This window comes from Ferrovibrio sp., from assembly GCF_046297895.1.
Classification (GTDB): domain Bacteria; phylum Pseudomonadota; class Alphaproteobacteria; order Ferrovibrionales; family Ferrovibrionaceae; genus Ferrovibrio.
Window position 1 is genome coordinate 105,458 of sequence record NZ_JBKBHC010000007.1, and the last position, 12,090, is coordinate 117,547.

Consider the following 12,090-nt stretch of genomic DNA (forward strand, 5'->3'; position numbering starts at 1 on the left):
AGCTACATGCGCGCCAGATCCTCGATGGCTGCCACCACCATGCCGGTACCGACGGCAATCATGAGAATATCCGCCGCCACGCGTACATGACGATATCCCGCTGGCGGCGGGCTGAGACGGATCGTCAATTCACGCGGCAGATCGTAGAAGATCACATCACGGGGCAGCGGCCGGCCGAGCGCCCACTTCTTGGCCTGGCCCGGCGGCATGCAGCCGTTGTTCTTCTTCGCCAGACCCGGCGGACAGCGGCCACTGGCAGCCAGACCGCCGAAATATTCATGCACGACCATGCGATCTTGGTCATTGAAAGAAATGTTGATCGATATGCCGCCGTCCTGCGGGCCGCCTTTCTTGTGGCCTTGGTGAGAAGCTGTTCCTCGCTGATGCCCCTTGTTTGGGTGTCCGCCCGGAGGATCGGCAAAGGCGGGCAGGCTTGGGATGACGCCACCCAGGGCGATGGCAACGCCAAGGCCAAGCGCAACAAGACGGGAATGATGGCGGGACATGGATTCCTCCGGTGCAGGGCTGCAATCAGACACCTCAACCGCTTTTCATCCTGAGCCAGATTACGGCGCTTTTATGTCGGAATTTTCCCCGTTCTCTGTTGTTTTTCTCAAGCCCTGCGGCGTTTTTGGCTGTTGTCTCGGCTAGTTTCAGTCTACATCCTCGGTCATCATGCCCCAGAAAACCGCCGTCATTCTGTTCAATCTTGGTGGGCCGGACAGTCAGCAGGCCGTTCAGCCCTTTCTGTTCAACCTGTTCAACGATCCAGCCATCATCCGGCTGCCCAATCCGTTCCGCTGGCTGCTGGCGAAACTGATCTCGTCGCGCCGAGCGCCGAAGGCGGCCGGGATATATGAACGGATGGGGGGGCGCTCGCCGATCCTGCCGCAGACGCAGGCGCAGGCGGCGGCATTGAAAACGGCCCTGGGCAGCGACGACTATGCCGTGTTCATCGCCATGCGTTACTGGCATCCCTTCGCCCGCGAAGCCGCGAAAGCGGCAAAGGACTGGGGCGCCGAGCGTGTGATTCTGCTGCCGCTCTATCCGCAGTTTTCCACCACCACCACGGGATCCTCGCTGAAGGACTGGGATCATGCGGCAAGGCAGGTTGGCCTGGACGTGCCGACGGCGGCCATCGGCTGCTATCCGGAGGAACCGGGCTTCGTCGCCGCGCAAACGCAACTGCTGCAGGACGTGCTGCAGAAAGCCGAGGCGATTGGCAAGCCGCGCATCCTGTTTTCCGCCCATGGCCTGCCCAAGAAGGTGGTGACCGACGGCGATCCCTATCAAATGCAGGTGGAGAGGAGCGTGGCGGCGATCCAGCGCCAGCTCAAGCGTCCCGACCTGGAAATGCAGATCTGCTATCAGAGCCGCGTCGGACCGCTGGAATGGATCGGACCTCCCACCGATGCGGAGATCGAGCGCGCGTCAAAAGACGGCCGCGTGGTGGTGGTGGTGCCGGTGGCGTTCGTGTCGGAGCATTCCGAGACCCTGGTGGAACTCGACATCGAATACGCCGAACTGGCGCAGCATAACGGCGCCGCCGGTTATCTGCGGGTAGGCACCGTGGGCGTGCAACCAGACTTCATCACCGGCTTGGCGCGACTGGTGCGCGGCGCCATGGGACGGCAGGACGTGTTCGACAATGCCCCGCGCTGCGGCAGCGGCGAGCGTCCCTGCGGCAATGCCTGGCGGCGCTGCGTCTGCAAGGGCTGAGTCATTCAGCCGCGCCAGAACGGCTTATCCGCTTCCCGCCGCACATCAACGTCGCTCAGACCCAGATCGCGCCAGGCCAGGCGACCCATGGCGGCAAGCTGACGCCGCTCGCGCGCCCGGCGCCGCCAGCACCGCAGCAGCGCGATCAGGTCATTGAACCAGGCCGCCGATGCAGCGGACCGGGTTTCACGGGAAAGCGGGACGGAGAGCAAATCGCTGCAGGTCATGTCAGGCCTCCACAGGGAGCATGGTTTTTTCGAAATTCCGCATGGCGGCGATGAAGGCCGACGGGACTGGGATCGGCCGGCGGCTGGCCAGCCCAACGGCCACATAGGTTATGCGGCCCAGCACCAGCAGTTCGTTGCCGCGCCAGACCGGGAAGGCATACTGGAAGCTGGTGCGGCCGATATGCGGCACCGCGACACCGATCTCGAGATCGTCGTCCAGCCGGGCCGATCCGCGGAACTCGGCTTCGGCTTTCACGGCCAGGATATCGGCGCCGTCATTGGCCAGGCCCGACCGCAGGCTGTAGCCGATGGCGCGCAGGTATTCGTTGGCGGCGCTGTCGAAAAACACGAAGTAATTCGGATTGAACACGATGTCCTGCGGATCCAGGTCGGCCCAGCGCACCCGGTAGGAATACAGGAAGGGGACGTCTTCACGATGCATGGCGGCGCTCCTTGAAATATGTATGACTCACTCATATATATTACTCATACATATTTTCGTCAACCGGCATTTCTGCGTTGACCGCCGCCGGGCGGCAGCCTTAAATCCGGCCAGGAGATTGCGGGGAGACAGGCATGGCCTTGCGCGAAGACACCACCGTGAACCTGCTGGGCGCCCTCGGTGTTGCCGTGACCGACCGGATCCGCGAGAGCGTCGATGCGGCCGGTGAACATGGCGGGCAGGCCGGCGCGGCGCTGACCACCATCGGTATCCTGCCCGGCCTGTCGATCGGAAAGCTGGCCGAGGTGCTGGGTCTGACGCATCCCGGCACGGTGCGCCTGGTCGAGCGGCTGGTGGCGGACGAGCTGGTGGAAAAGACCCCTTCGGCCGAGGACGGGCGCACCATGGCGCTGAAACTCACGTCGCTGGGCCGACAGCGCCGCCGCGACATCCTGACCCAGCGCCAGCGCCGGCTGCAGGCATTGCTCGAAGGCCTGAGTGCAACCGAACGGAAGCAGTTCGACGGATTGCTGCGCAAGATCCTTGGCCATATGCCGGTGTCGCGGCGCGAGGCCCATGCCGTCTGCCGCTACTGCGATGCCGGTCCATGCTTTCGCAGCGGGTGCCCGGTGGACGAGTCCTGTCCCGAGCCGCAGACGGCCGACTTGCGGGCCTGAGCCGCCGGCGTTAAGCAGGGGTCATGCTCTACGACTGGCTGAAAGCCCTGCATGTCATAGCCATCATCGCCTGGATGGCCGGCATGCTCTATCTGCCGCGGCTCTATGTCTATCACTGCGGGGCGGCGCCCGGTTCGAAGGAATCCGAGACCTTCAAGGTGATGGAGCGTCGCCTGTTGAAAGCCATCATCAATCCGGCCATGGGCGCCGCCTGGATATTCGGCATCGCCATCGCCTGGCTGGGCCATCACTGGGACCAGCCCTGGTTCTGGGCCAAGGTCATGCTGGTGCTCGGGATGCAGGGCGCCCAGGGCGCCTTGACCCGCTGGCAGCGCGATTTCGCCGAGGACCGCAACCGCCACAGCCAGCGCTTTTACCGCGTCATCAACGAGGTGCCGACCCTGCTGATGATCGGCATTGTCATTCTGGTGATCGTCAAACCCTTTTGAAGGCTGGATTTCTCTCAGGACATCGGCTGTTGCAGCGGCGACATGTTCCTGATATGTGCCGTATTTAACAAGCCATTGCGGGCTTCACCGATTACCGGCCAGATAAAGGATGGGTGCAATTTCTCACAGGCACCCGGCTGCGACTGCCGCTAAGGTGCCGCCGCATAAAGTTTTCGTGGCATTGATCACAGACCGGGCCGCAGCTTTAGCTTGTCGACACCATCTGCGCTGTTTACTTCTTCGCGCATGCAAAAAAACCGGGGGTTCCCGATGTCCGTGCGTTCCTTGCGTCTCAGCGGCCTGACTGGCCTGTCGGTCGCCGCTGTCCTCTTTGCTATTGCTGTCGCCCCTGCGGCCATCGCCCAGGGTGGCCCGGGCGGTCCGCCGCCGGTGACGGTGGCCAAGCCGGTGGTCAAGCCCATCGTGGAGATGGATGAATATACCGGCCGCTTCGATGCCATCGGCGCGGTGGAAGTCCGTGCCCGGGTCAGCGGCTATCTGGAGACCGTGCATTTCCAGGACGGTGCCACGGTGAACCAGGGCGACCTCTTGTTCACCATTGACCGCCGCACCTATCAGGCCGCCTTCAACCAGGCGCAGGCCACGCTGAACACGCGCCAGACCGAATTTGACCTGGCCAAGGTGGAATTCGAGCGCTATCAGCGCCTGACCCAGACCGGCGCCGCCGCCGCCGCCACGCTGGACCAGCGCCGCCAGACCTTCCTGGCCGCGCAGGCCAATATCGCCGGTGCGCGCGCCGCCCTGGAAACCGCGCGGCTGAATTTGAGCTTCACCGAGATCCGCGCGCCGATCGCCGGCCGCATCTCGCGCAAGCTGGTCACCGAAGGCAACCTGGTGCGCGAGAACGAGACGCTGCTGACCACCATCGTGCAGCTCGACCCGGTGCATTTCTATTTCGACATCGACGAGCGTTCCTACCTGGCCTATCAGCGCATCGCGCGCCAGAATGGCGGCAACGGGAATGGCAAGGGCCTGCCGGTGGCCGTGCAGCTTTCTGACGAGAAGGTCTTCAGCCACAAGGGCGTGCTCGATTTCACCGACAACCGCCTGGATGCCGCCACCGGCACCATGCGCCTGCGCGCGGTGTTCGAGAACAAGGACCTGTTCCTCACCCCGGGCCTGTTCGGCCGCATTGCCGTGCCGGGCAGCCCGGAATACCAGGGCATCCTGCTGCCTGACGAGGCGATCCTCACCGATCTGGACCGTCGCTATGTCTATGTCGTCGGCGCCGACGGTGCCGTGCAGCAGCGCCCGGTCCGCCTGGGGTCGCGCACCGACAGCTACCGCATCATCCGCGACGGGCTGAAGGGCGACGAGACCGTGGTGATCAACGGCCTGCAGCGCGTGCGCATGGGCGGTGGCCGCGTGACGCCGCAGCCGGTGACCCTGCCGCCGGTCTGGCAGGGTCTGCTGGCGCTGCCGCAGCCGGGCGCCCCCGCACAGCAGGGCGCGCCGAAGTAACCCCGTTCAAGTTTTACGCCGAGAGGCAGCCATGAAGTTCGGACATTTCTTTGTCGACCGGCCGATATTTGCCGCCGTCATATCCATCGTGACGGTGATTATCGGCGCGATCGCCTACACGCAGTTGCCGATCAGCGAATATCCGGAAATCGCCCCGCCGCAGATCAACGTCACGGCCAGCTATCCCGGCGCCGATGCCGAGACGGTGGCGCGCACGGTGGCCACGCCGATCGAGCAGGAAATCAACGGCGTGGAGAACATGCTCTACATGTCGTCGTATTCCACGGCGGCCGGCGTGATGCAGCTTACCGTCACCTTCCGCCCAGGCACCAACCTGGACGACGCCCAGGTGCAGGTGCAGAACCGCGTCACCATCGCCGAACCGCGCCTGCCCGAGGAGGTACGCCGCCTGGGCATCACCACACGCAAGCAGGCCGGCGACTTCCTCATGGTCGTGCACCTGCTGTCGCCCGACAAACGCTACGACGAGCTTTACATCGCCAATTACATGAACCTGCGCATCCGCGAGCAGCTGCTGCGGCTGGACGGCGTGGGCAACGTGACCGTGTTCGGCGGCAGCGAATACGCCATCCGCATCTGGCTCGACCCCAACCGACTGGCCGCCTATGGCCTGTCGGGCGCCGATGTCGTGGCCGCGCTGCAGGCGCAGAACGTGCAGGTATCCGGCGGCGCGCTGGGCCAGCAGCCGGCACCCGACAGCAACCCACTGCAGGTGATGGTGGCGACGCAGGGCCGCTTCGACGACGTGCGGCAGTTCCGCAACGTGATCGTCAAGACCGGCACCGACGGCCGCATCGTGCAGCTTGAAGATGTCGCCCGCGTCGAGATGGGCGGCAAGGACTATACCAGCCGCAGCTATCTGGACGGCCAGACCGCCGTGGCGATGGGCGTGTTCCAGCGCCCGGGCACCAACGCGCTCGCCACCTCGGAAGAGGTGATCGCGAAAATGGAGGAACTGAAGAAGGATTTTCCGCCCGGCCTGGAATACACCATCATCTACAACCCCACCGAGTTCGTCGCCCAGTCGGTGGACGAAGTCTACAAGACGCTGATCGAGGCCATCATCCTGGTCGCGCTGGTGGTGCTGATCTTCCTGCAGAACTGGCGCGCGGCGATCATTCCGATCCTGGCCATCCCGGTCTCGCTGATCGGCACCTTCGCCGTGATGGCGGCCTTCGGCTTCACGCTGAACGTGCTCAGCCTGTTCGGCCTGGTGCTGGCCATCGGCATCGTGGTCGACGACGCCATCGTGGTGGTGGAGAATATCGAGCGCAACATCGCCCTGGGCATGAGCCCGCGCGACGCGGCGCATGAAACCATGGACGAGGTCGGCACGGCTGTGGTGGCCATCGCCGTGGTGCTGTCGGCGGTGTTCATTCCCACCGCCTTCATTCCCGGCATCTCGGGCCAGTTCTACAAGCAGTTCGCCCTGACCATCGCGGCGGCCACCATCATCTCGGCCTTCAACTCGCTGACCCTGTCGCCGGCCCTGGGCGCCATCCTGCTCAGGCGGCACGAGAAGGGCGAACACCATCGCCCGGCCTTTGCGCCGCTGCGCTGGCTGCAGGCTGCCGGAGACAAGTTCAACACCGGCTTCGACCGCATGGGCAACAGCTACAGCCGCTCGGTCGGCGGCATCGTGAAGCGGCGCGTGATGATGCTGGGCATCTATGGCCTGCTGGTCGCGGCCACCGGCTTCATGTTCTACAAGGTGCCGCAGGGCTTCATCCCGCCGCTGGACCGCGGCTATGCCATCGTGGTGATCCAGATGCCCGACGGCGCGTCTTTGAGCCGCACCGACGAGGTGACGCAGAAGGCGACCAAGCTGATCGAAACCACGCCGGGCATTTCCCATATCGTGGCGATCCCCGGTTTCAATGGTGCCACCTTCACCAACTCCAACAGCGCCTCGGTGATGTTCACCACGTTCGAGCCGTTCGAGGAACGTCTGGCCAGGGGCCTGACGTCGGATGCCATCGTCGGCCAGCTGATCGGGCGGTTGCAGGCGGTGGAAGAGGCTTTCGTCATCGCCATCCCGCCGCCGGCGGTGCCCGGCATCGGTTCGGGCGGCGGCTTCAAGATGCAGCTTCAGAACCGCACCGGCGACGACGTGCGGCCGCTGCTGGCCGCAGCCTACCAGATGATGGGGCGCGCCATGCAGACTCCGGGCGTTACCGGCGTGTTCACCACCTTCTCGGCTTCCTCGCCGCAGGTCTTCCTCGAGATCGACCGCGTGAAGGCGCAGATGCTGAACGTACCGCTGGGCAATGTGTTCGAGACGCTGCAGGTCAATCTGGGTTCTGCCTATGTGAACGACTTCAACGCCTTCGGCCGCGTCTTCCAGGTGCGCGCCCAGGCCGATGCCGGCTTCCGCCTGAACAAGGAGGACATCCAGCGTCTGAAAGTGCGCTCGGCCAGCGGCGAGCTGGTTCCCCTGGGCACCCTGGTGGAGCTGCGTGAAACCGCTGGCCCCGACCTGATCCAGCGATACAACATGTATGTGTCGGTGCCGCTGCAGGGCAACACCGCGCCCGGCTTCTCCACCGGCCAGTCGCTCACCGCCATGGAACAACTCGCCGGGCAGGTGCTGCAGCCGGGCCAGGGGTTCGAGTGGACTGAAATCGCCCTGCAGGAACGCATGACCGGAAACACGGCGATTTTCGTCTTCGTGCTGGCCATCGTGTTCGTCTTCCTGGCGCTGGCCGCCCAGTATGAAAGCTGGGTGCTGCCGCTGGCGATCATGCTGATCGTGCCGATGAGCATGCTGTTCGGTCTGCTCGGCGTCTGGATTGCCGGCATCGACAACAACGTGCTGGTGCAGATCGGCTTCGTCGTGCTGATCGGCCTGGCGGCCAAGAACGCGATCCTGATCGTGGAATTCGCCCGCCAGATCGAGCATGAGGGCAAGAGCGCGGTGGAAGCCGTGATCGAGGCCTGCCGCCTGCGCCTGCGCCCGATCCTGATGACGGCCTTCGCCTTCATCCTCGGCGTTCTGCCGCTGGTGGTTTCCACCGGCGCCGGTGCCGAGATGCGGCGTTCGCTGGGTACGGCGGTATTCTCCGGCATGATCGGGGTGACGCTGGTGGGTCTGTTCCTGACGCCGATCTTCTATGTGGTGCTGCGCGCCTTCGTGCGGCGCCGTGCGGCGTCGGCGGAGCCGCCGGCGCAACCGCAGCCCGGCGAATAAGGCCGCAATCACCGACGGCAACGACAGCGGGCCCGGATAATATGCCGGGCCCGTTTTCTTTCGGGCGGCGCCTCAGACCCGCAGCAGGGTTGGATCGAGGGTGAAAAGTTCCTGCGGCGCCTCGACGCCGCGCAGGGCATAGCGGCCGAGCGACACGGCTTCCTCGCGCAGGCCGCCGGCGGCATTGCGGAAGGCGGCCGACAGGATGGCGGGCTGGTCCACCGAACGCGCCATGCCCGAGATGCGCGACAGCTCGTTCACCGCCGGGCCGACCACGGTGAAATCCAGCCGGTCCTCGCCGCCGAAATTGCCGTACAGAACCTCGCCGACATGCAGCGCCACCGACATGTCGGTGACCGGCAGGCCGGCATTGGCGCGGCGGTTGCGCACGGCGCGCAGTTCCTTCGTGCAGCTCTTCAGGGCATTCAGCGCGGCCCGGCAGGCATTCTCAAGATTGCCTTCGCCGGCATTTCCCTCGGCACGGAAGATCGCCAGCACGCCATCGCCCATGAATTTCAGCACCTCGCCGTCATGGGCATGCACGGCGGCCACCGCGGCGCCGGCATAATCGTTGAGCAGCGGCATGATCAGTTCGGGCGAGACGGTGTCGACCAGGCGGGTGAAGCCGCGCAGGTCGCTGAACCACAGCGCTGCCGAGATGCGCTCGGCCTCGCCGCGGCCGATGGTGCCTGACAGCACGCGGCGCGCGGCATTGCGGCCCAGATAGGTCTCGGCCAGCGTATCGGCGATGCGGCGCACGCTGGCCGAACGGATCGCGGCGGCGGCGAACGGGATCAGCGCCTTCAGTGTCTCGATCTGCTTGTCGCTGTAGCCTTCGGCGTGATCGGTGCTCCAGGAGGCATAGATGGAATCGAGCTGGCCGATCACGGCCCGCTCTCCGAAGCGCGTCATGGTGACGAGATAATCGGTAAAGCCCTCGGCCGCCAGGTCGGCGACGATGGGAAAAGGATAGGCACCGTTCATGCCAAGCATGCGCACGCGCAGGTCGGCCGCGCCGCTTTGTTCAAGATGATAGAACGGGCTTTCCTGCCACTTGCGCTCGCCCTCGGCCGAGATCGAGCGACCGAATTCATGCAGCACGGTTTCGGGCTGGTCGCGGTGCCAGGCGAAGATGCGGCCCGCCAGCACGGGATGCAGCGTATCGGCCCCCAGCAGGGCGCGGGTGACCGGTATACCGGCGCGATTCAGGCCGGTGCAGAACTGGTTGAGCATCTCGCCTTCGCTGGCGCCTTCCAGCGAGGCATCGGCGATGCAACGGGCAATCTGGGTGAAGACCTGGGGATCCATGGCCGCAGCATATACCGCCGCAGCGCCAAAAAGGCGACGGGATAAGCGGTTTTTTTGCCCCGGTGTGCCGGTATCTGCCGGGAAACGCAGTATCCGGCGTGACTGGATCAGTCAGGTCTGGGCTGCCACCGTATCCAGCGGCCATGATAATCCGCGACGGCCAGAGGCTGCGGTATCCCACCAGGCCAGAGCGTCAATGTCAGCTCGCCTCCATCCTGCGCCGCGCCGCTTTCAAAACGCAGCCAGGCCAGCGGCGCCTGCGGCGTGGCTGTGTCACCGGCGGCCTGCATCAGGCCGGCGATGCGGCGTTGTTCGGCAGGTTCGATATATTGCCAGACGATGGAATGACAGAGCACAAAGGCCGCGCCCGGCTTGCGCCTTTGCAGCGCCCGCGCCACGAAATCGGCGGCGGCGGCACGGGTCACCCCGATCGCCTCGCGGGCGGCGAAATCCAGCGCGTGCCGCACCCGCTCCAGCCGCTCGGGCTGATCGGCCCAGATGTAGGATAGCAGGCGCTGGCGATCCTCGGGATTGCGGGCATCGATTGGTGCCAGGTCGCAGGCGACGCTATTGCGCACCTCTGGCAGGCTGCCGGGCGGATGCGCTCCGTTCCAGGTGGCGCGCAGGGTGAGTGGGGCCTGCGCTTCGTCGCCCCAGCGCCAGTGGCCGAAATCATAGGCGTAGCGGAACCACGACTGGTTCAGCCCGGCGCTGGCGCCGATTTCGCAGATATCCAGCGGCAGCGGCCCGACCTGTTGCGCGATCTGCAGGAAACCGCCCAGCAGGATGGCAGAGCGCTGCGGATCGTTGGTCTGAGGCGCGCTTTGCAAATAGCGCCGCAGCAATTCCGCATGGCGCAGCAGGGCTGCATCCAGTCGGGCTGCATCGATCTGCCGCGCCGCATAACAGGACGTCAGTTCGGCATCGCCATCCAGCATGGCGCGATGCAGCGCCCCGGCCAGCCGCAGGGCCAGCGCATCGGCGCGCGGATCGCCCCGCCAGTCGCGCAGCGGTACCGCCCAGTCGGCGCCGGCCCCGATGCTGTCCGCGGCCAGATCCAGGAGTGCGGCCGTGAAGGGAGAGCCAAGCGCGCGGCACTGGTCGGCCTGCTGGCGGAAATGGGCGACGACGGTCATGCCGGTATCAGAGCGGGAGCCACAGATTCGGTCCAGCCCGGCATTGTGCCCTGACAATCGGCGGGCAATTGACCATGGTGGCGCGGTGCGCGTAGACAGAACCGCCTGCCCGCTTGGCGGAATTGGTAGACGCACGGGACTTAAAATCCCGAGGCCGCAAGGCCGTGCCGGTTCGAGTCCGGCAGCGGGCACCACGCTTTCAGACAGATTTTTGCCGTCGGCCTTGACATAGCTGTCGCAAACTATATCTTAAGATACATCCAAAGACAGTATCGTATGATTAGAGAAAACATGAATCCTTTTATTTTCAATGTGATGCGGGAAAAAGCCGTGCATCGCTGCATGCGTCGGGGCGGTCGCCATGGCGTTTTCCGCAGCAAGTTCGCCGCCTTTTTCGATGACGAGGGCGGCCTGGGCGGGCATGGCTTTCGCGCCAGCCGCATGGTCAGCGCCGCCGACCTTCAGCTGCTGATCCTGGCTCTGCTCGAGCAGAAGCCGCGCCATGGCTATGAGATCATCAAGGCGCTGGAGGAGCATTCCTCGGGCTTCTACGCGCCCAGCCCCGGCGTGATCTATCCGGCGCTGACCTATCTGGAGGAAATCGGCCATGCCAGCGTGGCGGCCGAGGGCACCAAGAAACTCTACAGCCTAACCGAAGCCGGCGCCGCCTATCTGGCCGACCATCGCGCCCAGGCCGACGCCATGCTGGGCCAGCTCGCCCGCATCGGCGAGAAGGTGGCGCGGGCGAAACAGTTCTTCCGCGGCGGCGAGGATGCCGACGAGGGCGAAGCCGGCGCGTCCGGCAGCATGCGTGCGGCGCGGCGCAATCTGAAACTGGCCTTGCTGGAGAAGCAGGATGCCTCGCCGGAGGAACAGCGCCGCATCATCGACATCCTGGTGCGTGCGGCCAAGGAGATCCGCGGGCAGCAGTGACCGCGGTAGATGATCGGGCAGGCAATCATGTGGGGCAGCGATCTGGCAACCTGGAAAGGCCATAGCATGCGAGGTCATCGGTACCGCGTCACCATCGAGCATCTGGGTGGCCCGCGCGAGCACACGCCGATTCAGCCGCCGCTGTGTTTCGAGGCGGTGAATCACGACGAGATCCTGGGCATCGTTGCGCGCCTGCGATCCAGCGGCGCATACCAGCCTGACGAGGCGGCCTCGCTGGGCATCGGACTGAAACTGTTTTCCGAAGTGATGCTGAAACGCCGCGACGATCCGCTGTTCGCCGCCCTCAGTCCGGCGATCCGCACCTTCATCGGCGGCCTGAAGGAACGTGGCCGCTCCGCACCGGCTGGCTGAATGGCCTGGTGACCGCCGTCACAATCGACGCGGGTTACCGGTTTTCGCTTGATTTACCGCAATGCAGCATCAAGGCTGGCAGCGCAGCCTTGAGCCGCTCCGATCCGGGGCCCGGGGCCTGACGGAGGGGCCGCTGC

At 65.0% G+C, this 12,090-nt stretch carries 12 protein-coding genes and 1 tRNA gene; 8 read left to right on the forward strand and 5 right to left on the reverse strand.

All coding sequences use genetic code 11. The annotated features are described in order from the left end of the window. Positions 1–2: 2 nt before the first annotated feature. Positions 3–506, reverse strand: a complete 504-nt coding sequence (locus ACK4FK_RS13455; protein WP_409745478.1) for a hypothetical protein — start codon at positions 504–506, stop codon at positions 3–5. Positions 507–675: 169 nt separating this feature from the next. Here ACK4FK_RS13455 and hemH point away from each other — a divergent pair, with 169 nt between their 5' ends. Next, the gene (gene hemH / locus ACK4FK_RS13460) at positions 676–1,719 is read left to right on the forward strand and encodes a ferrochelatase (RefSeq protein WP_409745479.1); all 1,044 of its coding nucleotides are present in this window, start codon (positions 676–678) and stop codon (positions 1,717–1,719) included. Positions 1,720–1,724: 5 nt separating this feature from the next. Here hemH and ACK4FK_RS13465 read toward each other — a convergent pair whose 3' ends face one another. Together ACK4FK_RS13465 and ACK4FK_RS13470 are read right to left on the reverse strand one after the other, a co-directional pair. Then, positions 1,725–1,946: a hypothetical protein gene (locus ACK4FK_RS13465; RefSeq protein WP_409745480.1), complete on the reverse strand. Its 222-nt coding sequence runs from the start codon at positions 1,944–1,946 to the stop codon at positions 1,725–1,727. 1 nt (position 1,947) lies between these two features. Then, entirely contained in the window at positions 1,948–2,388 is a 441-nt protein-coding gene (locus ACK4FK_RS13470) for an acyl-CoA thioesterase (protein WP_409745481.1), read from the reverse strand. 134 nt (positions 2,389–2,522) lie between these two features. On the opposite strand from ACK4FK_RS13470, the gene ACK4FK_RS13475 reads away from it, so the two are divergent. From ACK4FK_RS13475 to ACK4FK_RS13490, 4 genes are all read left to right on the forward strand, one after another. Then, positions 2,523–3,065, forward strand: coding sequence for a MarR family winged helix-turn-helix transcriptional regulator (locus ACK4FK_RS13475; protein ID WP_409745482.1), 543 nt, complete (start codon positions 2,523–2,525; stop codon positions 3,063–3,065). Positions 3,066–3,088: 23 nt separating this feature from the next. After that, a complete protein-coding gene (gene hemJ / locus ACK4FK_RS13480) occupies positions 3,089–3,514 on the forward strand; it encodes a protoporphyrinogen oxidase HemJ (protein WP_409745483.1) in 426 nt (141 codons plus the stop codon). Positions 3,515–3,784: 270 nt separating this feature from the next. Further along, complete coding sequence (locus ACK4FK_RS13485) at positions 3,785–4,996, forward strand: efflux RND transporter periplasmic adaptor subunit (RefSeq protein WP_409745484.1); 1,212 nt, start codon at positions 3,785–3,787, stop codon at positions 4,994–4,996. Positions 4,997–5,027: 31 nt separating this feature from the next. Next, complete coding sequence (locus ACK4FK_RS13490) at positions 5,028–8,204, forward strand: efflux RND transporter permease subunit (RefSeq protein ID WP_409745485.1); 3,177 nt, start codon at positions 5,028–5,030, stop codon at positions 8,202–8,204. 72 nt (positions 8,205–8,276) lie between these two features. Here ACK4FK_RS13490 and ACK4FK_RS13495 read toward each other — a convergent pair whose 3' ends face one another. Beyond that, positions 8,277–9,512, reverse strand: a complete 1,236-nt coding sequence (locus ACK4FK_RS13495; RefSeq protein WP_409745486.1) for an adenylate/guanylate cyclase domain-containing protein — start codon at positions 9,510–9,512, stop codon at positions 8,277–8,279. Positions 9,513–9,619: 107 nt separating this feature from the next. Beyond that, positions 9,620–10,648, reverse strand: a complete 1,029-nt coding sequence (locus tag ACK4FK_RS13500) for a DUF2332 domain-containing protein (protein ID WP_409745487.1) — start codon at positions 10,646–10,648, stop codon at positions 9,620–9,622. Positions 10,649–10,755: 107 nt separating this feature from the next. On the opposite strand from ACK4FK_RS13500, the gene ACK4FK_RS13505 reads away from it, so the two are divergent. From ACK4FK_RS13505 to ACK4FK_RS13515, 3 genes are all read left to right on the forward strand, one after another. Next, positions 10,756–10,842, forward strand: a tRNA-Leu gene (locus ACK4FK_RS13505). Between the two features lie 97 nt (positions 10,843–10,939). Further along, positions 10,940–11,581: a PadR family transcriptional regulator gene (locus ACK4FK_RS13510; protein ID WP_409745488.1), complete on the forward strand. Its 642-nt coding sequence runs from the start codon at positions 10,940–10,942 to the stop codon at positions 11,579–11,581. A gap of 66 nt (positions 11,582–11,647) precedes the next feature. Continuing rightward, positions 11,648–11,953, forward strand: a complete 306-nt coding sequence (locus ACK4FK_RS13515) for a DUF3861 domain-containing protein (protein WP_409745489.1) — start codon at positions 11,648–11,650, stop codon at positions 11,951–11,953. Positions 11,954–12,090: the final 137 nt, after the last annotated feature.

What these genes read in the sequence shown, in the direction of transcription:
- ACK4FK_RS13455 (WP_409745478.1), bottom strand. Translation starts at nt 506, where the DNA reads ATGTCCCGCCATCATTCCCGTCTTGTTGCGCTTGGCCTTGGCGTTGCC.
- hemH (WP_409745479.1), top strand. Translation starts at nt 676, where the DNA reads ATGCCCCAGAAAACCGCCGTCATTCTGTTCAATCTTGGTGGGCCGGAC.
- ACK4FK_RS13465 (WP_409745480.1), bottom strand. Translation starts at nt 1,946, where the DNA reads ATGACCTGCAGCGATTTGCTCTCCGTCCCGCTTTCCCGTGAAACCCGG.
- ACK4FK_RS13470 (WP_409745481.1), bottom strand. Translation starts at nt 2,388, where the DNA reads ATGCATCGTGAAGACGTCCCCTTCCTGTATTCCTACCGGGTGCGCTGG.
- ACK4FK_RS13475 (WP_409745482.1), top strand. Translation starts at nt 2,523, where the DNA reads ATGGCCTTGCGCGAAGACACCACCGTGAACCTGCTGGGCGCCCTCGGT.
- hemJ (WP_409745483.1), top strand. Translation starts at nt 3,089, where the DNA reads ATGCTCTACGACTGGCTGAAAGCCCTGCATGTCATAGCCATCATCGCC.
- ACK4FK_RS13485 (WP_409745484.1), top strand. Translation starts at nt 3,785, where the DNA reads ATGTCCGTGCGTTCCTTGCGTCTCAGCGGCCTGACTGGCCTGTCGGTC.
- ACK4FK_RS13490 (WP_409745485.1), top strand. Translation starts at nt 5,028, where the DNA reads ATGAAGTTCGGACATTTCTTTGTCGACCGGCCGATATTTGCCGCCGTC.
- ACK4FK_RS13495 (WP_409745486.1), bottom strand. Translation starts at nt 9,512, where the DNA reads ATGGATCCCCAGGTCTTCACCCAGATTGCCCGTTGCATCGCCGATGCC.
- ACK4FK_RS13500 (WP_409745487.1), bottom strand. Translation starts at nt 10,648, where the DNA reads ATGACCGTCGTCGCCCATTTCCGCCAGCAGGCCGACCAGTGCCGCGCG.
- ACK4FK_RS13510 (WP_409745488.1), top strand. Translation starts at nt 10,940, where the DNA reads ATGAATCCTTTTATTTTCAATGTGATGCGGGAAAAAGCCGTGCATCGC.
- ACK4FK_RS13515 (WP_409745489.1), top strand. Translation starts at nt 11,648, where the DNA reads ATGCGAGGTCATCGGTACCGCGTCACCATCGAGCATCTGGGTGGCCCG.